This is a genomic window from Pseudomonas sp. NBB, from assembly GCF_032701105.1.
Lineage (GTDB): Bacteria > Pseudomonadota > Gammaproteobacteria > Pseudomonadales > Pseudomonadaceae > Aquipseudomonas > Aquipseudomonas asiatica.
In genome coordinates this window covers 3,989,008-4,013,150 of sequence record NZ_CP103994.1, presented here as the reverse complement: position 1 = coordinate 4,013,150, position 24,143 = coordinate 3,989,008, and the positions used below count along the sequence as shown (strand labels likewise).

The following is a 24,143-nucleotide window of genomic DNA, read 5'->3' as shown; positions in this document are numbered from 1 at the left end:
CCCCATCCGGACCCGGCGCCATGTCGCAGCAGATCTTCTTCGCCCATGCCAACGGTTTCCCCTCGGCCACCTACGGCAAGCTGTTCGCCGCCCTGGCACCGGACTACCAAGTGCAGCACCTGGCCCAGCACGGCCACGATCCGCGCTTTCCGGTGGACGACAACTGGCAGAGCCTGGTCGATGAACTGCTGCACCACCTGGCCCGGCAGGGCCAGCCGGTATGGGGCGTCGGCCATTCGCTGGGCGGGGTGTTGCACCTGCACGCAGCCTTGCGCTGCCCCGAGTATTACCGCGGCGTGGTCATGCTCGACTCTCCGGTGCTCACCCGCGCCGACCAGTGGCTGCTGCGCACCGCCAAGCGCTTCGGCTTCATTGACCGTATCACCCCGGCTGGCCGCACCCTGGGGCGCCGCGAAACCTTCAATGACCGCGACAGTGCCCGGGACTATTTCGCCGGCAAGTCACTGTTCCGCCATTTCGACCCCGACTGCTTCGATGCCTACATAGAGCACGGCCTGCAGGCGATGGAGCAGGGGCTGCAGTTGCGCTTCGACCCGGCCACGGAAATCAGCATCTACCGCAGCATCCCGCATACCAGCCCTGCGCCCGCGCGGCAGTTGCAGGTGCCGCTGGCCATGGTCCGCGGCGAGCGCAGCAACGTCATTCGCCGCCACCACACGCTGGCCGTGCGTGGCATGCCCAGGGGCGAATACCACAGCGTGCCGGGTGGGCACATGTTCCCGCTTGAGCGACCAACCGACACCGCCAGCCTGATCAAGGGCCTGTTCGACCGCTGGAGCCAGGCATGAGCGCGCAGGTCGAGGAGATCCGCCTGAGCCTGGGTCATATCGAACTGGCGGCGCACCTGTTCGGCCCCGAGGATGGGCTGCCGGTAATCGCCCTGCATGGCTGGCTGGACAACGCCAACAGCTTCGCCCGCCTGGCGCCGCAGCTGAAAGGCCTGCGCATCGTCGCCCTGGACCTGGCCGGGCATGGTTACTCCGAGCACCGGCCGCTCGGCGCCGGCTATGCCCTGGCCGACTACGCCCATGACGTGCTGCGGGTGGCCGAGCAGCTGGGTTGGCAACGTTTCGCCCTGCTGGGCCATTCGCTGGGGGCAATCATTTCGGTGCAGCTGGCTGGCGCGTTGCCGGAGCGGGTCAGCCATCTGGCCCTGATCGACGGGGTCATTCCGCCGACCGGCGCCGAGCAGGACGCCGGGGAGCGGCTGGGCATGGCACTGCTGGCCCAGTTGCGCCTGGATGGCAAGCGCAAGTCGGTATACACCACACTGGAGCAGGGCGTGCAGGCACGCATGAAAGGCATGGTCGCGGTCAGCCGTGAGGCGGCCGAGCTGCTGGCCCAGCGCGGCCTGATGCCGGTGCCCGGCGGTTACAGCTGGCGCAGCGACAGCCGCCTGACCCTGCCTTCGCCAGTGCGCCTGAGCGAGGCCCAGGCCATGGCCTATGTGCACCGGGTGAGTTGCCCGACGCGCCTGGTCGTGGCCGCCGACGGCATGCTGGCGCGCCACACCGGGTTGCTGGAGCAGCTACCCTTTGAGCAGGTGACGCTGCCCGGTGGCCATCACCTGCACCTGAACGATGAGCAGGGCGCGGCCCTTGTCGCAGACTGTTTCAATCGCTTCTTTGGCTTTGCTTGACTTGCATCGGACAAGTGTCGAGGCTTGGCGGGTTGAACAGGGAGACAACCATGCAACTGCCAGACATCCTGGAGCTTCATCTCGGCGCTGAGCGCCGTCTGGTTCGCCAATGAGCGCGCCTGTTGCCATCCGTAATGCCTTCGCTGCCTGCCTGGTGTTCGCCAGCCCCGTTTTGTGGGCCGGCAGCCTGCCGGTACCGGTGGACGCCAAGGTGGTCGACCAGCGCCCTGCCGTGGAGCAGGAGCGCGTCTACCCCATGGGCCCGCTGCGCAAGATCAGCGGCCGCCTGCGGGTCGAGGACAAGGTCGAAAGCCGTGGCCAGGTCAGCTCGGTAACCTACGAACTGCCGGTCGAGCGTACTGCTCGCGAAGCCTTCACCAGCGCTCGCGAAGCACTGCAGCGCGACGGCGGCTACCCGCTGTTCTGGTGCCAGGGCCGCGATTGTGGCGAGGCCAGCCTGTGGGCCAATGATGTGTTCGGCAATGCCCGCCTCAACGGCGGCGACGAGCAGCAGGCGTTCATCCTGCTGCGCCGCTCGGCGGAGCAGGCCGACACCCTGGTCGCGCTGTACAGTGTCACCCGCGGCAACCGCCGCGCCTACCTGCACGTGGAAGAGTTCATCGCCGGCAGCCCGCTGGGCGAACTGCTGCCGACCGCCGCCACGGTGCTGCGCGAAATGCGCGACACCGGCAAGCTCGACTACCCTGACCTGGCCGCGCCGCAAGACGCCTGGGCGAACCTGCTGGCCCGTAGCCTGAACCTCGACAGCACCCTGCGTGCCAGCCTCAGTGGGGCCCAGGCTGAAGCCTGGCGCGAGGCGCTGGTCAAGGCGGGGGTGCGCAATGGCCGCCTCGAAGTCGGTAGTGCACCTACCGACGGCCTGCACCTTGAACTGATCCGTTGAACGGGCACCACCATGGCTAACAATGACCGCTTGCTGGTCCAGATTCTGCTGCTGGCGCTGCTGGGTGCCGGCCTGTGGGTAATGGCACCTTTCATTTCTGCGCTGTTGTGGGGGGCCATCCTGGCCTTTGCCAGCTGGCCGTTGATGCGCCTGCTGACGCGTGCGCTGGGCGGGCGCGAAACCCTGGCGGCCAGCCTGCTGACCACTGCCTGGATCCTGATCGTGGCGCTGCCGCTGGTGTGGCTGGGGTTCAACCTGGCCGACCACATTCGCGATGCGACGGCGTTCGTGCGTGACGTGCAGGTGGACGGCCTGCCCGATGCTCCGGCGTGGCTGGGTGGCATCCCGTTGGTTGGCGAGCGCCTGGTCAGCTGGTGGCAATCGCTGGACCAGCAGGGCGCGGCCTTGCTGGCCTCGGTCAAGCCGCACCTGGGGCAGGTGGGCAACTGGTTGCTGGCGCGCAGCGCGCAGATCGGCAGCGGCGTGCTGGAGCTGACCCTCAGCCTGGTATTCGTGTTCTTCTTCTACCGGGATGGCCCGCGCTTGTCGGCGTTCGTCCTGCGCCTGCTGCACCGCCTGATGGGCGACCGTGCCGAGTACTACCTGGAACTGGTGGCCGGTACGGTGCAGCGGGTGGTCAACGGGGTGATCGGTACGGCCGCAGCGCAGGGCGTGCTGGCGTTGATCGGCTTCCTGATTGCCGGTGTGCCCGGGGCCATTGTGCTGGGCCTGGTGACCTTCATGCTCAGCCTGATCCCCATGGGCCCGCCACTGGCATGGATTCCGGCCACCGGCTGGCTGGTATGGAAAGGCGAATACGGCATGGCGGTGTTCCTGGGCGCCTGGGGCACCTTCATCATCAGTGGCGTGGACAACGTACTCAAACCGTACCTGATCAGCCGTGGCGGCAACCTGCCGTTGGTGATCGTGCTTCTGGGCGTGTTCGGCGGCCTGATCGCCTTTGGCTTCATTGGCCTGTTCATCGGGCCGACCTTGCTGGCGGTCGGCTACAGCCTGCTGCTGGACTGGAGCCGCAACGCCGTCCCGCAGCCGCCTCAGCAGTAAACCTGTACTGGCCTCTTCGCGGGTGAACCCGCTCCCACAAGGATCTCCACAGCCCGGGAGAGCGGTGCGGTCCCTGTAGGAGCGGGTTTACCCGCGAAGAGGCCGGTTCAGGCAACCTCAACTCCCGATCTTTACGCCTTCTTTATCGCCATCCCCACCTCCCAGTCTCGCCCCTTTACGCCCCTCGCTCGGACAATTTCCCCAAAGCGGCCCAAGCCGCACCACGGGGAGAACCACACATGAACATGCTCGACGGGCTGTCACTGCTGCTGGCAGTGGCATTGGCGTTTTATCTGCTGGTGGCGCTGCTGCGCGCCGATCGCAGCTAGGGAGTGGCCATGCACAGTTACGACTTCGCCTTGCTGTTGGCATTTTTCGCCATCGTGCTGCTACCAGCACCCTGGCTCGGGCGGTTCTACTTCAAGGTCATGGAAGGCCAGCGCACCTGGCTGTCGCCCGTGCTGGGCCCGGTCGAGCAAGCCTGCTACCGGCTGGCGGGCGTGGGCACCAGCCAGGAACAGAACTGGCAGCAGTACACCTTGGCTCTGCTGGCCTTCAACCTGGCCGGGTTCCTGCTGCTGTTCGCCGTGCTGCTGTTGCAGGGCTACCTGCCATTCAACCCGCAGCATCTGCCCGGCCAGGAATGGTCGCTGGCGTTCAACACCGCGGTCAGCTTCGTAACCAACACCAACTGGCAGGCCTACAGCGGTGAAGCGTCGGTCAGCTACCTGAGCCAGATGCTCGGCCTGACCGTGCAGAACTTCGTCAGCGCCGCCACCGGCCTGGCCGTGCTGGTCGCCCTGTGCCGCGGCATCGCCCGGCGCAGCGCCACGACGCTGGGCAACTTCTGGGTCGACATGACCCGCGCCACCCTCTACGGCTTGCTGCCGCTGTGCCTGCTGCTGGCGTTGCTGCTGGTATGGCAGGGCGTACCGCAAACCTTGGCCGACTACGCCCACGCGGTCACCCTGCAAGGCACCGAGCAGACCATCCCGCTGGGCCCGGCCGCCAGCCAGATCGCCATCAAGCAACTGGGTACCAACGGCGGTGGCTTCTTCGGGGTCAACTCGGCGCACCCGTTCGAAAACCCCACGGCCTGGAGCAACCTGTTCGAGGTAGCCTCGATCATCCTCATTCCGGTGGCGCTGGTGTTCACCTTTGGCCACTACGTGAAGGACCTGCGCCAGAGCCGCGCAATCCTCGCCTGCATGCTGGCCCTGTTCCTGATCGGCGGCAGCACGGCATTGTGGTCCGAGTACCAGCCCAACCCGGCCCTCGAGAGCGCGCAGGTACAGCAAAGCGCCCCGATGGAGGGCAAGGAAACCCGCTTCGGCACCACCGGCTCGGTGCTGTGGACAGTGACTACTACCTCTGCCTCCAACGGTTCGGTCAATGCCATGCACGACAGCCTCAACCCGCTGACCGGCATGGTGGCGATGGTCAACATGATGGTCGGTGAGGTGATCTTTGGCGGCGTCGGTGCAGGGCTGTACGGCATGCTGTTGTTCGTATTGATCGCGGTGTTCCTGGCCGGGCTGATGATCGGCCGCACCCCGGAATACCTGGGCAAGAAACTGCAGGCCCGCGAGGTGCAGTTGCTGGTGGCGACCCTGCTGGTGATGCCGGTCGGCGTGTTGGTGCTCGGCGCCATTGCCGCCAGCCTGCCAGGCCCGGCAGGTGCGGTCAGCAACCCGGGTGCGCATGGTTTCAGCCAGCTGCTGTATGCCTATACGTCGGGCACGGCCAACAACGGCTCGGCCTTTGCCGGCTTTGGTGCCAACACGGTGTACCACAACCTGATGATCGGCCTGGCCATGCTCATCGGCCGCTTCGGCTACATCCTGCCGGTACTGGCGCTGGCCGGCAGCCTGGCTGCGAAGAAAAGCGCGCCCCAGGGGCTTAACAGCTTCCCCACCCATGGCCCGCTGTTCACCAGCCTGCTGCTGGTCACCATCCTGCTGGTCGGTGGCCTGACCTTCCTGCCGACCCTGGCCCTTGGGCCGATCGCCGAACATTTGAGTCTGGGTTTTTGAGGACCGACCATGAACATGCCCATTGCTGAAGTAAAAGCCCGGCAAAGTGCCAAGGATCAGACCCGTTTCGCCGCATTGTGGCGCCCGGCGCTGGTGCAGGCATTCGTCAAGCTCGACCCGCGCCAACTCAAGCGCTCGCCGGTGATGCTGGTGGTCGCCCTGACTGCGGTACTGACCACCGTCCTGTGTTTCGCTCCCGGCAGCGGTGTGAGCACCGGTGTGGCCGTGCAGATCGCCCTGTGGCTGTGGTTCACCGTGCTGTTCGCCAACTTTGCCGAGGCCCTGGCCGAAGGCCGTGGCAAGGCCCGCGCCGACAGCCTCAAGGCTGGCAGCCAAGGGCTTACCGCCCAGCGTCGCAAGCGTGATGGCAGCTACGAAACCGTAGCAGCCAGCGCGCTGCGCAAGGACGATGTGGTGCGCGTGGTAGCTGGTGAAATGATTCCCGGTGACGGCGAGGTGCTTGAAGGTATCGCTGCGGTCAACGAGGCCGCCATTACCGGCGAGTCCGCGCCGGTGATCCGCGAGTCTGGCGGCGATCGCTCAGCGGTGACCGGCAATACCCGGCTGGTCTCAGACTGGTTGTTGATCCGCATCACCAGCAACCCGGGCGAATCGACCCTCGACCGCATGATTGCCCTGGTCGAGGGCGCCAAGCGGCAGAAGACGCCCAACGAGATCGCCCTCGACATCCTGCTGATCGGCCTGACCCTGATCTTCCTGATCGTGGTGGTGACCCTGCAGCCGTTCGCCCACTTTGTCGGTGGCAGCCTGCCGCTGATCTTTCTCGCCGCATTGCTGGTAACGCTGATCCCCACCACCATCGGCGGCCTGCTGTCGGCCATCGGCATTGCCGGCATGGACCGGCTGGTGCGGCTGAACGTCATCGCCCGCTCGGGCCGGGCGGTGGAGGCGGCCGGTGACGTGCACACGCTGATGCTCGACAAGACTGGCACCATTACCTTCGGCAACCGCCGCTGCAGTGCGCTGCACGCGGCACCGGGCATCACCGCCCGCGAGCTGGGGGAGGGCGCCTTGCTGGCCTCGCTGGCGGACGACACCGCCGAGGGCAAGTCGATCGTCGAGTATCTGCGCCAGCTGCATGATTTTGTCGAACCGTCCGCCGGCCAGTTCGAGGCCGTGGCTTTCAGCGCCGAGACGCGCCTGTCGGGGATCGACTTCCAGCAACACCGCTACCGCAAGGGCGCTGTCGATGCCGTACTGGCGTTCGTCGGCATGCAACGCCTGGAAATGCCACCGGCACTGGCCCGTGAAGTGGAGCGTATTGCCCAGAGCGGCGGTACACCGCTGCTGGTGTGCCTGGACAAGCGCCTGCTTGGCGTGATCCACCTCAAGGATGTGGTCAAATCCGGCATCCGCGAGCGCTTTGCCGAGCTGCGCAAGCTGGGCATTCGCACGGTGATGGTGACCGGAGACAACCCGCTGACCGCCGCCGCCATCGCTGCCGAGGCCGGCGTGGATGACGTGCTGGCCGAGGCCACGCCAGAGAAGAAGCTGGCGCGCATCCGCCAGGAGCAGAACGACGGCCGCCTGGTGGCCATGTGCGGCGACGGTGCCAACGACGCCCCGGCACTGGCCCAGGCTGACGTGGGCATGGCCATGAACGACGGTACCCAGGCGGCGCGCGAGGCAGCCAATATGGTCGACCTCGACAGTGATCCGACCAAGCTGCTGGATGTGGTGCAGGTCGGCAAGGAGTTGTTGGTGACCCGCGGCGCGCTGACCACCTTCTCCATCGCCAATGATGTGGCCAAGTATTTCGCCATCCTCCCGGCACTGTTCGCCGCCATCTACCCGCAGTTGGGCGTGCTCAACCTGATGCACCTGGCCAGCCCGCAGAGTGCGATTCTGTCGGCCATCGTGTTCAACGCGCTGATCATCATCGTGCTGATCCCGCTGGCGCTGCGCGGCGTGCGGGTGCAGGCGGCCAGTGCGGCGCACCTGCTGCGGCGCAACCTGCTGATCTACGGGCTGGGCGGCATTGTCGTGCCGTTTGCCGGGATCAAACTGATCGATCTGCTGCTCAATGCCCTGCACCTGGTCTGAGGAGGCCACCATGAATGCTTATGTACGCCCGGCATTGAGCCTGGCCCTGTTGATGACCCTGGTGACCGGCGCGCTGTATCCGCTGGTGGTGACCGGTATTGCCCAGGTGGCTTTCCCAACCCAGGCCAATGGCAGCCTGGTGCGCGATGACCAGGGCCAGGTGCGCGGTTCGGCGCTGATTGCCCAGGATTTCCAGGGCGATGGCTGGTTCCACGCGCGGCCATCGGCAGGCGCCTACGCCACCGTGGCCAGCAGCGCCAGCAACCTGTCGCCGAGCAACCCGGCGCTGGCCGAGCGGGTCAAGGGCGATGCGGCTGCGTTGTACCAGGCGCAGCAGGGGCCGGTGCCCCAGGCGCTGCTCACCACCTCGGGCAGCGGCCTCGACCCGCACCTGCCGCCGGAGGCCGTGGCCTACCAGATCCCTCGGGTGGCGGCGGCACGGCAGTTGCCGGTGGAGCGCTTGCAAGGCTTGCTGGAAGAGGCCACCCTCCACCCATTGATCGGCCCGCCGGTGGTCAATGTGCTGGCCTTGAACCAGGCCTTGGAAAACCTCAGCCATTGATAGATGACTTGAGGGGCTAGCAGGGACCCTGTGGGAGCGGGTTTACCCGCGAATGCGTCGGTGGCGCTATTACTGCATTCGCGGGTGAACCCGCTCCCACAGGTACGGTGTTTGTCCCTGGATTTGCTGCTTGCTGGAAATAGCAAAGGATGAAAGATGAGTGACTCCGCCCGCGCAGACGCGCTGTTGGCTACCCTCCCGCGAAGCGGCCGGGGGCGGTTGAAGGTGTTTCTTGGCGCCGCCCCCGGCGTCGGCAAGACCTTCGCCATGCTCCAGGCCGCCCACGCCCAGCAACGCCAGGGCGTGCAGGTGCTGGCCGGGGTGGTCGAAACCCATGGCCGTGCCGAAACCGAGGTATTGCTCGCTGGCCTTCAGCAGCAGCCCCTGCTGCGCAGCCAGTACCGCGGCGTCACGCTCGAGGAAATGGACCTCGACGGCCTTCTCAAGGCCGCGCCGGCCCTGGTGCTGGTCGACGAACTGGCCCACACCAATGCGCCCGGCAGCCGCCACGCCAAACGCTGGCAGGACGTACAGGAACTGCTGGCCGCCGGCATCGATGTGTACACCACGGTCAACGTCCAGCACCTGGAAAGCCTCAACGACAAGGTCCGCGACATTACTGGCGTGCAAGTGCGCGAAACCCTTCCGGACTGGGTGCTGCAGGAAGCCTTCGAGCTGGTGCTGATCGACCTGCCACCCCGCGAGCTGCTCGAACGTCTGCGCGAAGGCAAGGTGTACGTGCCCGAGCAGGCGCGGGCCGCCATCGATGCGTTCTTCTCGCAAACCAACCTTACCGCCCTGCGCGAGCTGGCCATGCAGACCGCCGCTGCCCAGGTGGATGCCGACCTGGCCCACGGCTATCGCCAGCGCGGCCAGGAAGCCCCGGCCCTGCGTGGGCGCTTGCTGGTGGGCGTGGATGGCGACGACCAGGCGGAACGTTTGGTGCGCCATGCCAGCCGCGTGGCGCAACGCCGCCACCTGCCCTGGAGCCTGGTGCACGTGGACAACGGCCGCCTGCGCGACGAAACCGCACGCCAGCGCCTGCAAGCTGCCCAGCAACTGGCCGAACGCCTGGGCGGGGAGGTGGTACTGCTGCGTGCCGGTGAAGTGGTGCGCACGTTGATCCAGCATGCCGCCGAACGACGGGCCAGCCTGGTGCTGGTCGGGCAGTCCCGCGACCGCCTGCGCCGGCGCCTGTTCGGTGCCGGTGTGGCCGCGCGGCTGCTGCGCGAAAGCCACGGCCTGGAAATCAACGTGCTGGACCGCGACGCGCAGCCGCAAGCGCCGCGTTCGGCGGTACGGCGGGTGTGGGTCTGGCGCCATTACCTGCTGGCGCTGCTGGCCACGGTCATGGCCGCAGGCCTGGCCTGGGCGGTGTCGAGTGTGCTGGCGCTGCCCAACATATCGCTGGTGTTCCTGGCCGCGGTGTTGCTGGTGGCAGTGCGCAGCAGCCTGGGGCCTGCGCTGGCCTGCGCGGTGCTGTCGTTCCTGACCTACGACTTCCTGTTCATCCCGCCCAACCTGTCGTTCAGGATCCAGCGCGAAGAAGACGTGCTGACCCTGGTGTTCTTCCTGTTGATGGCCGCGCTCACCGGCAACCTGGCCGCCCGCCAGCGCCGCCAGTTGCAGGCGCTGCGCGAGACCCAGGCGCAGACCAGCCAGTTGCTCGACCTGTCGCGCCGGCTGACCGTGGCCACCGACCGCCAGGCGGTGTTCAACGCCGCCGGCCAGCACCTGAACGGTTGGCAGGACATGCAGGTGTGCCTGCTGGAGCGCAATGTCGAAGGCCAGTTGCAGGTGGCCAGCGGCGAAGCCCATGCCTTCAGCGATAACGAACGCGCCGCCGCAGAGTGGGCCTGGCAGCACGGCCAGGCCGCCGGTCATGGCAGCGACACCCTGCCCAATGGCCGCTGGTGGTGGTGGCCGCTGGCGGTGGATGAGCAGCCCCTGGCATTGCTTGGTGTGCGCCCACACTCCGGCCAGCCGCTCAGCGACCCGCGCCGGCGCCTGCTCACTGCCCTTGGTCAGCCACTGGCCCAGGCCCTGGCCCGCGCGCGCCTGGCCGAACAGCTGGAGGCCGCGCGGCTGCATGGCGAAACCGAGCAGCTGCGCAGCGCCTTGCTCGCGTCCGTTTCCCATGATTTGCGCACCCCGCTGACCGCCATGCGCGGCAGCATCGACAGCCTGCTGGCGCTGGGCGAGGCGATCCCCACCGCCGACCGCCGCGAACTGCTGGAGGGCACCCGCAACGAGGCCGAACGCCTCGACCGCTACATCCAGAACCTGCTCGACATGACCCGCCTGGGCCACGGCGGCCTCAAGCTGGCCCGCGACTGGGTGGCCCCGGCCGACATCGTCGGCAGCGCGCTCAACCGCCTGCGCGCGGTGCTGGCGCCGCTACGGGTACACACCGACGTGCCGACCGAGCTGCCGTTGCTGTTCGTGCATGCGGCATTGATCGAACAGGCGTTGGTCAACGTGCTGGAAAATGCCGCGCGCTTCTCGCCAGCCAATGGCCGGCTGGAGCTGCAGGTGTCGGTGCAGGACGCCCGGTTGTGCTTTGCCGTCAGCGACCAAGGCCCCGGCATTCCCGTGGAAGACCGCGAGAAGATCTTCGACATGTTCTACACCGCCGCTCGCGGTGACCGCGGCGGGCAGGGCACCGGCCTGGGCCTTGCGATCTGCCAAGGCATGATCGGCGCCCATGGCGGGCAGATCCTGGTGGGCGAAGGCATCGATGGCCAGGGCACCAGCATCACTTTATGCTTGCCGCTGCCCCCTCAACCTGAAACCGAAAGCGAAACCCCATGAGTCAGTCCGCCACTCTCCTGGTCATCGACGATGAACCGCAGATCCGCAAGTTCCTGCGCATAAGCCTGGCCTCGCAAGGCTACAAGGTGCTCGAGGCCGCCACCGGCGCGGAAGGGTTGGCCCAGGCGGCGCTGGGCAAGCCGGACCTGGTGGTACTCGACCTGGGCCTGCCGGACATGGACGGCCAGCAGGTACTGCGTGATCTGCGCGAATGGAGCGCGGTGCCGGTGCTGGTGTTGTCGGTGCGCGCCAGTGAAGTGCAGAAGGTCGATGCGCTGGATGGTGGAGCCAACGACTATGTGACCAAGCCGTTCGGCATCCAGGAGTTCCTGGCGCGGGTGCGCGCCTTGCTGCGCCAGGTGCCGCAGGCCGGTGGCTCGGAAGTGGCGGCCAGCTTTGGGCCGCTGATGGTGGACTTTGCCTTTCGCCGGGTGACCCTGGATGGCGTGGAGGTGGCGCTGACCCGCAAGGAGTATGCGCTGCTGGCGCAACTGGCCGGGCACCCGGGGCGGGTGATTACCCAGCAGCAACTGCTCAAGGATATCTGGGGGCCTACCCATGTGGATGACACCCATTACCTGCGGATCGTGGTCGGGCATCTGCGGCAGAAGCTGGGCGATGACCCCACGGCGCCGCGGTTCATCATCACCGAGCCAGGGGTGGGGTACAGGTTGGTGGCGCCGACCATGTAACCCCTGTGGGAGCAGGCGTGCCCGCGAAGAATCCAGCGCGGTGCATGGCACCGGCTGCGCCGGTGTTCGCGGGCATGCCCGCTTGTATGGTTAGACTTGAAGGGGTGGTGGGACTAAATGCCCGATTCTGACTGTTCACAGCAGTACAGACCGTGGGAGACATCGCCCCACCCCTTCCACCAAAGCGCCGATAAAGAATGCATCGTTTGCAAGCGACGATAGAAACAAGCCAGCGCCTCTTGGTGAAACCCCTTCAAGCCGAAAAACCATAACGTGAGGAGCGGCCCATGGCAATGCAGGTAGGTAAGTTGATCGTGGGTGCGGATGTCGCGAAAGCTGAGCTGGTTATCCACCACGATGATCGCGACGAGATCATCAGGCTCAAAAACTCCAAACTCGAGATCAGAAGGTGGCTCAAGCAACAACCCCTCAACACCGCTATCGCTGTTGAGGCGACCAACGTCTATCACTTGGACCTGGTTGAATTGGCCCACAGCCTAGGCTTCGAGGTCTATGTCATCGATGGTTTTCAATTGAGCAACTACCGGAAGAGTGTTGGGGGACGGGTTAAAACCGACCCCTCCGATGCTCGGTTGCTGTCCCGTTTTTTAAAAAATGAAGGCGAGGACCTTCGCCCTTGGAGCCCGCCTCCCGCTGTCTACGGCAAGCTTCAGAGCCTCTTGCGACGCAGAGCCGCCTTGGTGACTGCTCGTACTGCAATGACTCAGAGCTGGGCTAACGAAAGCCTTTTGAAAGCCGCCTTCGAAACTTTTGTGAAGTCGATAGATCGGCTGGATCAGTTGATTCAAAAGAAGATTAAAGAAGTACTGCGAGACGCTGGGCTGCAGGAACAAGTCGCTCGCTGCCAGGCAGTAGAGGGCATTGGTTTTCTCACCGCCGCAGCATTGGTGATGGCTTTTACAAGGGGCGAGTTCAAAAGCAGTGACTCGTACATTGCATTCCTAGGAATGGATTTACGAGTCAGTGATTCCGGACAGAAGAATGGGCGACGTCGCCTCACCAAGCGAGGTTGTTCAGAAATTCGTCGCTTATTGCACAACGCTGCGATGGCGGCCAGCAGATCGGCAGCCTGGAAAGGGCTTTACGAACAGCATCGGAGCAGTGGTAAAGCAACAACCCAAGCGTTGGTAATCCTGGCAAGAAAGCTCGCGCGGGTGGCATTCGCCCTGATGAAAAATCAGGACGAATACGTCACTAAAGGCGCGAAACTGGCTTGCTGAAAACCATAGAATCTCCCACAGGGTCCCTGCTAATTCAATGAGTCATGTGCAGCCTAAGAGAGATTGCCTAGCCCTTTGGGCTGCGCTGTCGCGTAGAAAACTGAATTCGCAAGCGGCCCGCGTACCCTGTGGGAGCGGCTTTAGCCGCGAAGAATCCAACGCGGTGCATGGCACCGGCTGCGCCGGTGTTCGCGGCTAAAGCCGCTCCCACAGAGTCCCCGCTAATTCGATGAGTCATATGCAGTTCTGCGAGAGCTGGCATGCCGGCGATAGGGCGAGAGCAAGCAGTGCAAGACAGTAATCTCACGGGGCGGTCCTCGACTCCAGATCCATTTCCGCTGGCCACTCTACTCGGGGTGCCAGGCGCAGGGCGAACTCACACCAGAGCACATCGTTGTGATCCTTGGGGGGGGCGGGTGGTGGCAGGGCTGAGGGGCCTTCCTGCATGTAGGTGCAGATGTAGGCCCAGGCATGCTGGTCGGCCCCCATCGTAACCAAAGGAAAACGGTCGATGACATTGTTTGTGCCTGGTGCAACGATGGAGAGTGTGACACCCCATTTGAAAATTAACCCACCGTTTGGCAGTGCGCCGGTCTGGGACCAGCGCTCGGCGCGGACTTGGGACCAGTCGTAGCAAACTGTTTCTACTTTCCAGTTCGTGAAGGGGTTCCACCAGCAGTACTTGAAATTGTATGCATACAATTTTTTACGTACTCGGTTGAGGCGAAGGGGTTCATCTCGGGGTGGGGATATGCTTACTCGAAGGCAAAATACGGATGCCCATACTCCGCATGCAAGTATTAATATATCAACTAGCACGGATTCGAAGTCTCTCTGCTCTAAGTTGGAGTTTATGAAGCTGAGCAGAGGGGTGGTGATGGCGATAGTTGGAAGCGAAAGGAAAGCCATTACTTCTCTTGCCCAACCGAGGGGTCTGGGTACTTCAAGGTAGATAAGATCCTGATGGTTAGGGGATTGATTGCCCAGGCTGGCTTCGATCGCAATGGGAGTGTCAGGATGGGGTAGGTCCTCTATCCATCCTGTACATGGCGGGTTAAGGTGCGGGCGGGTCATTAGAATAGACTCCTTAGCGAGGATAGATTGTTTTATCTCATTGTCACTTTTGCATAACCTGACATGTCATGCTTGTTGGGCCAATAAGTGAGCGTTAGCTCAATAGCTTTTGTGCAATGGTTATCCAGTAGTGGAATTGAAGTGCTGATGTGCAGGGTCTTATCGGTAGTTTTAAAAATTATTCGTTCGCTGACGCTTTCAGGTCTAGCAAAGGTTTTTTTGGTTTCTTCGGGCACATATTCGACTACTTTTGGATGTGAACTATTACCAGAGAGATGAAAAGGCAGTCGATTTTGCCCTGCTGGGTACACAGTCAGTTGCCATTTGTACTGTGCGTCTTCAGTACTGAAATTTGGCAAACTTATGTACAAGTCGAGATAAAAACCTGCCGCGACAGCAGCGTCATCGCTGATGAACGCTTTTGTTTGGTCTAGCGTGTGCGTACTGTGAGTTGGTTGAAATCTTGTCTCAATTGAAGCCTGCGCTTGAACTCCCAAGGCTGCCGCGTTCAGTGAGCCAATTGCGATATCCAGATCTTGTGGATTCATCCAGCGACGATGTTCCTCTGGTGTTCCCCATCTACTGTGTCGGGACCAAAGCTCTAATAGTGAAGATTCTTGATTTTTGGCATCCATCGCCAGCGTATAGGCTGCCAGACCAAGGATGATCGTAAAGCCTAAGGGACCGAGTAGCGAACTTGCGAATAATGCCGAGTAAATACCAGAGACAGTGGAAACTGTAGCAAGCACGGCCGCGCGAGCGTACTGGTTTGCAGAGGTGCTGTCCCCTTGGTTATTAGTTCTGGCGAGCGCATTCACGTATTGCACTGCATCCATGGCATTGGCGAGTGCAGCGATGGCGCCGCCATACTTGGCTAGGTTCTTTCCTAGTAAGGCTGTGGTTACCGTTCCGGGCCACGGTATCTTCGGTCGTACAAGTGTGACAGCAAGCCCTGCCGCTTCGACACTCACTCCCAACAACCCAAGCGATGAAGACCAGATCGCCGCAAGCGCCTCCGGGTTGTCCTGATGCGTCTCTTGCAACGCCCGATAGTTCTTGCCCAGGCTATCCTGCTGGAACCATATGCCCCCCAAGGCAAGCAGCAGCTTCACGCTTCCGCTACTCGCTGCAGCATCCCGTAGGCTGCGCATCGCATCGCTTGCCACGCTTTGCGCGGCCGTAGAACTGATCTTCAAACCACCCGTAACCTGCGCACGCAGCGTACCCGCACCAATAGCAATATTGCGTACCAGCGCCCCGACGCCACCGGCTGCACCTTCGCGCAACTGCACCAGCCGCGCCTGTAAACTTTCAGCACTTTCCAACGTCCAGAGCATCACCTCGATCATCTGCCTACGGTTACCCGCTGCCGCAATATTGATCGCGCCACTCAGCACCATGGCCCGCACCTTGCGGCCCAGTGGGTCACGGAACTGCTTGTCTACCTTCTGCAGAAACGCATCGGTCCGCGCCTCCAGGGCTTCATTGAGCAGGCTCATGTATTCGCCCACTGTCAGCGACACCCGGAGCGGCGTTACCTGCTGCCCCGCAAACAGGGCAAACGCCGAGCGATGCACATGGCCGATCAGGGTTTTGGTCCGTTCACTCAGGTGCTGGCTGAGTGCATTCCCGGCGCTGTTGGTCGCGGCCAGCAACTGGCCAACGGCATCCTGTATCGGCTTGATCATCAACAGCTGGCCGTCTGCGGTACCGGCGATGCCCTTGATGATGTCGTACACCTTGCCGAAGTCGTCCCCGGACAGCGCGTTGGCCACCTGCTGCATCAGCTTCTGGTTCTTGGCCAGTAGTGCCTGGTAAAGCAGGCTGCGGTCGTCTTCCAGCAGCTGCTGCCAGATATGCTGGGTGATCCCGAGCGGCTGACCCTCCTGCGGCAAGGTTTCAGTGGGCCCGCCGGCCAGGCAGGCGGCCATCATCTGGATGAAGTACTCCACCGAAACGGGGGAGGTCGCGTCATAGTCGTAGTAGCCGATCTGCTGAAACGCCCGCTTGGCATAGTGCCGCGCATACAGATCGCCAACCTGGTCGATCATCGACTGCCAGTTTTTCAGTTCGCGGTCGTAATCGGCCTGGAACGCCGCGCGGGCGCTTTCGTCGTAACGCTCTTCCAGCCGCTCGCGGGCGTCCTGCTGCTTGCGCGCGGTGTTGCGTTCGGCCTGCGCGTCGATGTCCACCGGCGGCAGATACGCCTTGGCCGCGATCGGGCTGTCGTTCCACTGCTCGATCTGCCGGGCTTCCCGCTGCGCGTCCTCGGCACCCTGCACGGCCGCCATGGCCGCGTGCAATTCGCGGATGCCCAGCAGTGCTTGCGAGGTGAAGTATTCGAAGTGCCGCTGCGGCTGGGCCCGCCATTCCTGCAGGGCTTGCACCCAGCCAGTGCGTTGCGCGTTGAGCTCCATGACCATGCCGACCGGGTCGGGTAGCGTCAGCGCCAGCAGGCCATTGGGCAGTTGTTCCTGCTCGATGACATTGCGCACATGCGTGCGGGTTTCATGCCAGCGGCCCAGGCGGCTGTAAAAGCCATGAGCGCTGGTAAACCTGGCAGAGGAAAAGGTGGAAAACTCCAGGACCTGTTCCAGGCCGAAGCGGAAGCTGTCGGTCATGGCGATGCCGAGGCTGGCAGGGTCGTTGCGTGCGGTGTTCAGGTCCACCTCGACGAAGCGGGCGAGGGTGCCCGGGTCGCTGTTGGCGATGCCTTGCCGATAGCGGTCGAGTACCGCACGGGGCCAAGGGTCGTTGGCGAAGGCGATCCAGGCCTTGCGGTAGAGCAGGGTATCGATGTTGATGAACGAGGCAATCACATCGTGGCCTTCGGTGGCGCATACCTTGGGTAACGACCTGGGTGGCCCCAAGGGCATCTGCGACACCGGAAAGCGCTGCAAGGTACCTTCCGCCGCTACCTCGTAGGCCTGCCAGATTTCCTGGTCGAGCAGTACGTAGACATAACCCTGGCGCAGGAGGCGCAACTGGTCGGTGTGCATCGGGTGGAAGACGATTTCGCTATCGTCTGCCAGGCGATAGGGGCGCCCTGTGTCCGGGCGTGGGGCGTAGGCCTCGCGCAGCAGCAGAATCGGCAGGCCGGAGCGTTCGCAGGCATTGCAGGTGCCGTAGGTGTTGGGGATCTCTTCCTGCATGGCGATGTGGATGGTTTTGCTGATGCTCATGGGTAACTCCTTGCCTTCGGCAGGCCGGCGACGATGTGCGACCAGGTGCATTCGTCGTAGCTGGCGAAGCGGTCCGCCAGGCGCTGCTCGCCGGCAGCTGCCTTTTCCACGTCGTGCTGGATGGTCGGGTGCTGAAGGAGCAGTGGGTGGATCATGAGCATGTGCAGGCACATGCACTGGATATCGGCACGGTCGCGCAGGCCTTGCCTGAAGGCCTTGAGGATCAGGTTCATGGCATGGGTGGGTGCGTTTTCCGGCAGGCCTGATGAACCTGCGAAGTGCCAGGGTGCATGGGGATGCTGCACGGCACTCAGGCGATGCCAGGCACCGAGCAGTTGAATGATCTGCGGTGCGACGTGCTGGGTTGCCCTCACGGCCTCGGGGACGGCCAGTTCGCCAGCCATGGGTTCTCGCTCGAATACCTCGCAACTGCCACAACCATCGGGATGTAGCCAGCTGCGAACAGGCCCGAGGACTTCGCCTGCGTTTTTCAGGGTCGCGCGTAGCAGCGCCAGCCGCACGGGTTCAAACCAGGCGGTGATACCGTGCGGTTCTGGTTGGTGCAGCACCTGACACTGGTGGCTGATGTGCTGGGCGATGAGGTCGGCGGGTTGATCGCTGATCAGCCAGCCACACACGTAGTGCCAGGTAGCTGCCGATTCACGAGCGGCGCAGGTCGCGCTTAATGGGGCAAGGGCTGTGGGCGCATCGCCGGGTTCGGCGAGCTGGACCAGAGCTGGCCAGCACTCAGGATCCTGCACCAGGCGGCTGCAGTCGACGCGCGTTACGGCATCACTACCCAGCGCTTCGCTGAGGGCAGCGATGGCCAGCGGGTGCTCAGGTGGGCAGCCGGCGAATGGGTCCAGTAAAAGGTAGAGGGCTTCTTCTGGTTGGCGCTGCTGGTTGGCGAAGTGATCGACCGACTGCACGTAGCCCTGCGTGGACTGGCTCGACATGAGAAGTTCCTTTTCTTCTTGATGGCGAGCAGAAACCTAACGGGGAATCAATGCTGCAGGTAGTTATCGGCTTCCTAACCAGCTGTAGGATTTTTCGCTGTCGGACGAGGCAGTCGTATCGCTCAGGACCTCGGGGATTCTGTTTCAAAGCATTGGCGCATCACGTCAAGGTAACGCCGCGCGCCCAGGCCCAACGGGCGCGACTTGACCCAGATGATGTCCACCCACAAGCGCAACCGGCTGGCCATGTTGTCGAAACGCACCTCCGCCAGCGCGCCCGAAGCAATCAACGGCTCGACCAAAGGCTGCGGCAGGTAGGCCCAACCAAGGCCCGATTGCACCAGGTCCAGCGTGGCCAGGTAGCTGTCGGTCAGCCAGATGCGCCGCGACAGCACCATGCGTGGGTCCGACCCGGTGGCCTTGCCCGACGCCACGATGATCTGCCGCTGTTCGGCGAAAGTCTCTTCCGGCAACGGCGTGCCGCTGTTCTGCCCGGCCGGATGGCGGGGGGAGGCGACGGCCACCAGCAACTGGCTGCCGGCCTCCAGGAATGACTCGCGTTCGTCGATGCCAGGCCTTTCGAAGACCAGTGCCAGTTGCACGCTGCCGTCATGCAGCAGGCGGATGGCTTCGGCCTGGGTGGCCGAGCGTACTTCGATTTCCAGGCTGGGAAATTCCTGGGCGAGGGTTTCCAGCGGCTGGCTCCAGCGGCCGGTCTGCAGCTCGGGGGCCATGGCGATAGTCAGGCGCTTTTCCAGCCCCTTGTGCAGTTGCAGGGCCTGGGCGTCGAGCAGGTTGAGCTGGCAGATCACCTGCCTGGCCTGGGGCTCCAGGGCCAGTGCGGCACTGGTGGGCAAGGCTTTGCGCGTGGCCCGGTCGAACAGCACCAGGTCCAGCTCTGCCTCCAGCTGGGCGATGGCCATGCTCACGGCCGAAGGCACACGCCCCAGCTTGCGTGCGGCGGCAGAGAACGAGCCTGCCTCCAGCACCGCGAGGAAGATTGCCAGGGAGTCGCTGGTAAAGGCCATTGTCAGTAAACCTGATGACGAGGAAGCGTTGTGGCCGAAAAGTATGAACACTCCTCGGCCAGCTTCGCAATTCTTTACAGGTCTTCGCAGAGCACCCGATCAATGCTGTCGACAAAGTAGTCCACGCTCGCCCGGGTGGTGCACATCGGCGGCTTGATCTTGAGGATGTTCAGGTAATCACCGGTCGGCTGCATGAAGATGCCCAGGTCACGCAGGCGGTTGCACAGGGCCATGGTTTCCTCGGTGGCCGGTTCCAGCGTTGCGCGGTCGCGCACCAGTTCCAGCCCCAGGTAGAAGCCCGAACCATGCGCCGCGCCGGCCAGCGGGTGCTTGTCGACCAGTGCCTGCAGGCGCGCCTTGAAATAGCGCCCGGTGTCGCGGGCGTTGTCCCACAGGCCTTCCTCCTGCATCACATCCAGCACCGCCATGCCGATGCGGCAACTGACCGGGCTGCCGCCGGCCGAGGAGAAGAAGTAGCCCTCGGCCTCCAGCGCTTCGGCGATCTCGCGGCGGGTGATGACTACGCCCAGTGGCTGGCCGTTGCCCATGCCCTTGGCCATTGTGATGATGTCGGGCACCACGCCCTGTTCCTCGAAGCCCCAGAAGTACTCGCCCAGGCGGCCATAGCCGACCTGTACCTCGTCGGCGATGCACACGCCGCCCCGGACACGAACTTTGGCATAGGCCTCGCGCAGGTAACCGGCCGGCAACGAAATACCACCGGCATTGCCGTACACCGGCTCGCAGATGATGCCCGCCAACTGGCGGCCACGGGCGTCGAGGTCGGCCAGTTTGGCGTCGACGTCGCGCAGGTAGTGGGTGGCGCTGTCGGCGCCGCGGAAGCGGCCGCGGAAGGTGTTCGGCGCCTCGACCGGGTGCACCCAGTCCGGGCGGGTTTCCAGGGCCTGCGGGTTGTCGGCGATGGAAGTGGAAATGGCATCGGTGGCCACCGACCAGCCGTGGTAGGCCTCCAGCACGCTGAGCAGGTCGCGCCCGCCGCTGTAGGCCCAGGCCAGGCGAATCGCCAGGTCGTTGGCTTCGGTACCACTGTTGACCATGAACACCCGGTCGAAGCCTTCGGGTGCCAACTCCAGCAGGCGTTCGGAGAATTCGGTGATGGCCGCGTAGTGGAAGCGCGAGTTGGTGTTCAGCAGCGACCACTGCCGTGCCGACTCGGCGACCATGCGCGGGTGGCCGTGGCCCAGCACCGCGACGTTGTTGAGCATGTCGAGGTACGAGCGGCCCTGCATGTCGATCAGGTAGTTGCGCCAGCCGCGTTCGATGTGAGGCGGTTGCGCGTAGTAGTGCTTCTGCGAGCGGGCGAAGCTGGCATCGCGGCGGGCCAGCAGGGCCTGTGGGTCGGGCAGCGGCTCGGCATTGCAGTCGAAGCCCAGCAACGCAGCTGGTGACGGGCACAGGGCCAGCCAGGCGGCCGCCTGGGATGGGGTGGCGAAGAACGGCGGCTGAATGCCGCTATCCAGGCACAGCTGCACACTGAGGAAGCCGCAACTGCTGCCCAGCGACTGGCCTTTTTCCACGGCCTGGCCATCTGCAGGCGCGTCTTCCAGGCCTTGCAGCCACAACGCCCAGTGCGCGCTGCGCAGGCAGCCACGGCCGTCGCCATGGCGCTGCCAGGTGCCGGCATCTGGCGCTTGCACCAGGCTGCCGTTGGGTACATGCAGCTCGACGCCCAGGGCACAGGTGGCAGGCTCTTCGGGGCGGTCGATATGGGTTTGCGACAGGCGATACTGCCCGTGCAGGCTGCAAGCCGGTGCTGGTTGCGTGGTCAGCAGGTGCTGGTCGAAGCCCGGTTGCTCCCAGTTGCCCGCCTCGCAATGCACGCTGAGCACGCCCAGATCGACGCGCGTCACTGCCTGCCGATCCAGTTCAGGGAGCAGAAGGGCGCAGCCGCTCAGGTCCGGCGTGGCGGGCTGCAGGCCCGCAGCTTGCAGGATGGCCGCTTCCATCAACGCGAAAGGTACGGCGGTGGCAGTGTCGAAGATTTCCCATTCATGGGCGATGTTGTCGCGGGTGTACTGGTTGCCGGGGTCGACGGTGAGTTGCTGTTCGCTGCTCAGCACCAGCACGGCGGCGCGGTTGAGCACCAGTGGCCACAGCGCCCGCAGTTCGGCTTCGCTCAGCGGGTTGAGCGCCTGGTAGGCACGCACGGCCGGCAGGATGCGCAGCGGGTCGCCCTCGGCGTGGTGCAACAATGCGGCGCAGGTCACCGACAGGTCGGCGATGCGCCAGGTGCGCAACAGGTCGCCGAAATCGATCACCCCTTGCAACTGCCACTGGCGCTCGACATCGCGGGCCCAGACGGCATTGTCGTCGGTGATGTCCAGATGCACGGCCTGGCTTGGCAGCTGGTCGACCAGCGGCGCCAGGTGCTCGGCGGCCAGCTGGGTGGCCTGCTCGATGCGGGCGCGTTGCTCGGCGTTGCCCAGCACGGGCAGCAGGTGCTGGATCAGTGCCTGGGCATGTTGCGGGTCCCATTGCAGGGTGCGCGTCAGGCCCGGGTGGTCGAAAGTGGCCAGGGCCTTGTCCAGCCGCGCGCAGAGCCCGCCGAGTTCGGCCATCAGGCGTGGCTCCATGTGCTTGAGGCGGGTCAGTGGCTGGCCTTCGATGTAGTCGAGCAGGCGCATGCGCAGCGGTTGCCCGTCTATTTCCAACGCCAGCAGCATCTGGCCATCGCTAGCCGGGCGCACGGCGGGCACAGGCAAGCCCTGTTCGCGCAGGTAGGCCAGGGCCGCGTGCTGGGCCTCGAGCTCCACCTGGGCGTAGCTGCCGTGGCAGGCCTTGAGCACGAAACGGCCTTGTGGTGCGTCTACACGGAAGTTCAGGTCCTGTTGGCTGCCCAATGCCGAGAGGTTGCCGGCAATGCCGTAGTGCGTTTGCAGCACGGCATGTGCCTGGGCTTCGCCTAGCGCAGGGCTGGGCAGGCCGGAGCGCTGGATCAGCGTGGTCAGGGCAGGGGAGGCGGGCTGGTGGTGTGGGCTGGACATGGGGCTCTACCGTTGCTGCTGGGGTTGACGGTGGAGAATTTATGCCCGATCTGGCTGATGATGGAAGATGATTGTTGTCAGAAAATTTGATGACGGCTTTCGAGCCGACCTGCCTGTACGCCTTTACATTAAATTATTCTCTGCCAATAATTATTGTTATTCAATAATTTCGGATAAAGCCATGATCGACATCTTCCCGCGCCGTGAACTGGCTGCCGACATGGCCAGGCAGCTGTTGAAACCGTCTGCCCTGGATATCGGCTTGAGATCAGGGCTATTTTTCTCCGGGCTGCGCAGGACTGGCAAAACCACCTTTTTAAAGAACGACTTGATCCCTGCCCTGGAGGAAATGGGTGCATTGGTGATCTATGTCGACCTCTGGAGTGATACCCAGACCAGCCCGGTCGTGCTGGTCCTCGCCGCAGTGCGTAAAGCCCTTGCTGATCTTCAGAAACCTACCTCGGCTTTCTTGCAGAAACTCAAGGCCCTGCGTGGCGCGGAGGTCGAAGTGGCTGGGCTGAAGTTTGGCTTCAACCTGGAAACCTTGGGCACAGAGGGCGGTGTCACACTTGCGGAAGCGCTGACCGAGGTTGTGGACCAGGCCAGGACTGACGTCGTGCTGGTCGTCGATGAGGTGCAGCAGGCAATCACAACCGAGGACGGCCAACAGATGATGCTGGCGCTCAAGGCTGCGCGCGATGCCATCAATCCGCGCCCGAACACGCCAGGGCACTTCCTGTTCATCGGCACTGGCTCTCACCGGGCGATGGTCAACGAGTTGACCGCGCGGCGTAACCAGGCTTTTGCCGGTGCCACAAACGTGCCGTATCCGGTGCTGGACAGGGACTATGTCGAATTCTGGCTCAAGCGGCTCGCAAAAGATGGCCTGGGCAACTTGCCGTCGCTGGATGTCGCGGCACAGGCATTCAAAACGCTGGGCAGCAGGCCCGAGGAGTTCATTCGTGCACTTCGGCAGTTGGTTCACTCACCTGCGTCCGGGATGGGGCCGGATGAGGTGCTGCCGGTAATCGCATCAACGCTGCGGTCGGCTGCTGCTGACCTGGAGCTGATGAAAGTAGAGGAGCTGGGCGTCCTGGCTGAAGCGATTTTTGCCCGGATCGCATCGGTCGAGGGCGATGCGCGTGGGGTGTTCTCCAACGAAGCGGCGGCGGAGTATTCGAAGTCTGTGGGGCGTGAAGTGCGTGTCGAAGAGATACAGCCGGTTGCCAACGAACTGCTGGCCGCTAACCTGATCATGCGTCGGGGGCATGGGCTCTATGGGGTGACCGACCCCTTTGTACAGGAGATCTGGCGCGAGCGGCAGGAGTTGTTGGGCCGGCTCTGAGCTGCATCTACGTAGGCCAGCTGGCGCCGGCCTCCCGGGGTGTGCAATCTCTCGCGGGGACGGCCTTGTGTCGCGAAACGGCCGCAGGGCGGCCCCCAGATTTCTGCATGAAAGCATAAATCGCCGGGGCTGCTTTGCAGCCCTTTGGCGACACGAGACCGCTCCCATATGTGCGTTATGGCCTGTGATGCCAATCAGCGCATCATGCCCAGCTCGGCATCATCCATCAGCGCCTTGGCCATCGCACTCAGGTAGTGGGCAGCCCAGATCATCATCGGCTTTTCATCCATCAGGCCGGTGATGGTCAGTTCGCGTACATAGCCCATCAGCTCCGAAGATTGCTCGCGGGCATCGCGGCAGGGAATGCCGGGCTCGATGCGGAACAGTGGGTGGGTGCCGTGTTCGCCTTGGTAGAACGTGGTTTTACCGACAGTGAATTGGGTGTCTTCTGTGGTCATTTTTGAATCCCCTGAAAATTCTCGACTGCCTGGACGTGCCCTTTCGCGGGTGAACCCGCTCCC

The 24,143-nt window shown here is 63.7% G+C and carries 18 protein-coding genes; 12 read left to right on the top strand and 6 right to left on the bottom strand.

Going from position 1 to position 24,143, the window contains the following annotated elements:
• The first annotated feature begins 20 nt into the window (after window positions 1-20).
• The 11 genes from NY023_RS18730 (at window position 21) to NY023_RS18680 (ending at window position 13,032) form a co-directional block, all read left to right on the top strand.
• Window positions 21-809, top strand: coding sequence for an alpha/beta fold hydrolase (locus tag NY023_RS18730; protein WP_013973422.1), 789 nt, complete (start codon window positions 21-23; stop codon window positions 807-809).
• Window positions 806-1,660: an alpha/beta hydrolase gene (locus tag NY023_RS18725; RefSeq protein WP_013973421.1), complete on the top strand. Its 855-nt coding sequence runs from the start codon at window positions 806-808 to the stop codon at window positions 1,658-1,660. The genes NY023_RS18730 and NY023_RS18725 overlap by 4 nt, the downstream gene beginning before the upstream one ends.
• Window positions 1,661-1,769: 109 nt before the next feature.
• Window positions 1,770-2,564 carry a DUF4892 domain-containing protein gene (locus NY023_RS18720; protein ID WP_013973420.1) on the top strand — a complete coding sequence of 265 codons (795 nt, stop codon included), beginning with the start codon at window positions 1,770-1,772 and terminating at the stop codon, window positions 2,562-2,564.
• 12 nt (window positions 2,565-2,576) lie between these two features.
• Window positions 2,577-3,629, top strand: a complete 1,053-nt coding sequence (locus NY023_RS18715) for an AI-2E family transporter (protein ID WP_013973419.1) — start codon at window positions 2,577-2,579, stop codon at window positions 3,627-3,629.
• Between the two features lie 239 nt (window positions 3,630-3,868).
• Window positions 3,869-3,958 (top strand): K(+)-transporting ATPase subunit F, encoded by a 90-nt coding sequence (gene kdpF, locus NY023_RS18710; protein ID WP_003251485.1) that lies wholly within the window; start codon window positions 3,869-3,871, stop codon window positions 3,956-3,958.
• Window positions 3,959-3,967: 9 nt separating this feature from the next.
• On the top strand, window positions 3,968-5,662 hold the full coding sequence (gene kdpA, locus NY023_RS18705) for a potassium-transporting ATPase subunit KdpA (protein WP_024087414.1): 1,695 nt from the start codon (window positions 3,968-3,970) through the stop codon (window positions 5,660-5,662).
• Between the two features lie 9 nt (window positions 5,663-5,671).
• Window positions 5,672-7,726, top strand: coding sequence for a potassium-transporting ATPase subunit KdpB (gene kdpB, locus NY023_RS18700; RefSeq protein WP_013973417.1), 2,055 nt, complete (start codon window positions 5,672-5,674; stop codon window positions 7,724-7,726).
• A 10-nt stretch (window positions 7,727-7,736) separates the two neighbouring features.
• Window positions 7,737-8,288: a potassium-transporting ATPase subunit KdpC gene (kdpC, locus tag NY023_RS18695; protein ID WP_013973416.1), complete on the top strand. Its 552-nt coding sequence runs from the start codon at window positions 7,737-7,739 to the stop codon at window positions 8,286-8,288.
• Window positions 8,289-8,444: 156 nt separating this feature from the next.
• A complete protein-coding gene (locus NY023_RS18690) occupies window positions 8,445-11,099 on the top strand; it encodes a sensor histidine kinase (protein ID WP_024087413.1) in 2,655 nt (884 codons plus the stop codon).
• Window positions 11,096-11,791 carry a response regulator gene (locus NY023_RS18685; protein ID WP_013973414.1) on the top strand — a complete coding sequence of 232 codons (696 nt, stop codon included), beginning with the start codon at window positions 11,096-11,098 and terminating at the stop codon, window positions 11,789-11,791. Before NY023_RS18690 ends, NY023_RS18685 begins: the two co-directional genes overlap by 4 nt.
• 287 nt (window positions 11,792-12,078) lie before the next feature.
• The gene (locus NY023_RS18680; RefSeq protein ID WP_013970314.1) at window positions 12,079-13,032 is read left to right on the top strand and encodes an IS110 family transposase; all 954 of its coding nucleotides are present in this window, start codon (window positions 12,079-12,081) and stop codon (window positions 13,030-13,032) included.
• Window positions 13,033-13,335: 303 nt separating this feature from the next.
• On the opposite strand, the gene NY023_RS18675 is transcribed toward NY023_RS18680, so the two are convergent.
• From NY023_RS18675 to NY023_RS18655, 5 genes are all read right to left on the bottom strand, one after another.
• Entirely contained in the window at window positions 13,336-13,941 is a 606-nt protein-coding gene (locus tag NY023_RS18675; protein WP_316927908.1) for a DUF6708 domain-containing protein, read from the bottom strand.
• A 197-nt stretch (window positions 13,942-14,138) separates the two neighbouring features.
• Window positions 14,139-17,288: a T6SS effector BTH_I2691 family protein gene (locus NY023_RS18670; RefSeq protein ID WP_024087412.1), complete on the bottom strand. Its 3,150-nt coding sequence runs from the start codon at window positions 17,286-17,288 to the stop codon at window positions 14,139-14,141.
• Window positions 17,285-18,244, bottom strand: a complete 960-nt coding sequence (locus NY023_RS18665) for a hypothetical protein (protein WP_013973411.1) — start codon at window positions 18,242-18,244, stop codon at window positions 17,285-17,287. Before NY023_RS18665 ends, NY023_RS18670 begins: the two co-directional genes overlap by 4 nt.
• A gap of 122 nt (window positions 18,245-18,366) precedes the next feature.
• Window positions 18,367-19,272 (bottom strand): LysR family transcriptional regulator, encoded by a 906-nt coding sequence (locus tag NY023_RS18660; protein ID WP_013973410.1) that lies wholly within the window; start codon window positions 19,270-19,272, stop codon window positions 18,367-18,369.
• A gap of 74 nt (window positions 19,273-19,346) precedes the next feature.
• Window positions 19,347-22,277 carry an aminotransferase gene (locus NY023_RS18655; protein WP_013973409.1) on the bottom strand — a complete coding sequence of 977 codons (2,931 nt, stop codon included), beginning with the start codon at window positions 22,275-22,277 and terminating at the stop codon, window positions 19,347-19,349.
• Window positions 22,278-22,458: 181 nt separating this feature from the next.
• Between NY023_RS18655 and NY023_RS18650 the strand changes: the two genes are divergently transcribed.
• Window positions 22,459-23,622: an ATP-binding protein gene (locus tag NY023_RS18650; protein ID WP_023661223.1), complete on the top strand. Its 1,164-nt coding sequence runs from the start codon at window positions 22,459-22,461 to the stop codon at window positions 23,620-23,622.
• Between the two features lie 194 nt (window positions 23,623-23,816).
• Here NY023_RS18650 and NY023_RS18645 read toward each other — a convergent pair whose 3' ends face one another.
• Window positions 23,817-24,080 (bottom strand): DUF3077 domain-containing protein, encoded by a 264-nt coding sequence (locus tag NY023_RS18645; protein WP_013973407.1) that lies wholly within the window; start codon window positions 24,078-24,080, stop codon window positions 23,817-23,819.
• Window positions 24,081-24,143 lie beyond the last annotated feature (63 nt).

What these genes read in the sequence shown, in the direction of transcription:
- NY023_RS18730 (WP_013973422.1), top strand. Translation starts at nt 21, where the DNA reads ATGTCGCAGCAGATCTTCTTCGCCCATGCCAACGGTTTCCCCTCGGCC.
- NY023_RS18725 (WP_013973421.1), top strand. Translation starts at nt 806, where the DNA reads ATGAGCGCGCAGGTCGAGGAGATCCGCCTGAGCCTGGGTCATATCGAA.
- NY023_RS18720 (WP_013973420.1), top strand. Translation starts at nt 1,770, where the DNA reads ATGAGCGCGCCTGTTGCCATCCGTAATGCCTTCGCTGCCTGCCTGGTG.
- NY023_RS18715 (WP_013973419.1), top strand. Translation starts at nt 2,577, where the DNA reads ATGGCTAACAATGACCGCTTGCTGGTCCAGATTCTGCTGCTGGCGCTG.
- kdpF (WP_003251485.1), top strand. Translation starts at nt 3,869, where the DNA reads ATGAACATGCTCGACGGGCTGTCACTGCTGCTGGCAGTGGCATTGGCG.
- kdpA (WP_024087414.1), top strand. Translation starts at nt 3,968, where the DNA reads ATGCACAGTTACGACTTCGCCTTGCTGTTGGCATTTTTCGCCATCGTG.
- kdpB (WP_013973417.1), top strand. Translation starts at nt 5,672, where the DNA reads ATGAACATGCCCATTGCTGAAGTAAAAGCCCGGCAAAGTGCCAAGGAT.
- kdpC (WP_013973416.1), top strand. Translation starts at nt 7,737, where the DNA reads ATGAATGCTTATGTACGCCCGGCATTGAGCCTGGCCCTGTTGATGACC.
- NY023_RS18690 (WP_024087413.1), top strand. Translation starts at nt 8,445, where the DNA reads ATGAGTGACTCCGCCCGCGCAGACGCGCTGTTGGCTACCCTCCCGCGA.
- NY023_RS18685 (WP_013973414.1), top strand. Translation starts at nt 11,096, where the DNA reads ATGAGTCAGTCCGCCACTCTCCTGGTCATCGACGATGAACCGCAGATC.
- NY023_RS18680 (WP_013970314.1), top strand. Translation starts at nt 12,079, where the DNA reads ATGGCAATGCAGGTAGGTAAGTTGATCGTGGGTGCGGATGTCGCGAAA.
- NY023_RS18675 (WP_316927908.1), bottom strand. Translation starts at nt 13,941, where the DNA reads ATGGCTTTCCTTTCGCTTCCAACTATCGCCATCACCACCCCTCTGCTC.
- NY023_RS18670 (WP_024087412.1), bottom strand. Translation starts at nt 17,288, where the DNA reads ATGAGCATCAGCAAAACCATCCACATCGCCATGCAGGAAGAGATCCCC.
- NY023_RS18665 (WP_013973411.1), bottom strand. Translation starts at nt 18,244, where the DNA reads ATGTCGAGCCAGTCCACGCAGGGCTACGTGCAGTCGGTCGATCACTTC.
- NY023_RS18660 (WP_013973410.1), bottom strand. Translation starts at nt 19,272, where the DNA reads ATGGCCTTTACCAGCGACTCCCTGGCAATCTTCCTCGCGGTGCTGGAG.
- NY023_RS18655 (WP_013973409.1), bottom strand. Translation starts at nt 22,277, where the DNA reads ATGTCCAGCCCACACCACCAGCCCGCCTCCCCTGCCCTGACCACGCTG.
- NY023_RS18650 (WP_023661223.1), top strand. Translation starts at nt 22,459, where the DNA reads ATGATCGACATCTTCCCGCGCCGTGAACTGGCTGCCGACATGGCCAGG.
- NY023_RS18645 (WP_013973407.1), bottom strand. Translation starts at nt 24,080, where the DNA reads ATGACCACAGAAGACACCCAATTCACTGTCGGTAAAACCACGTTCTAC.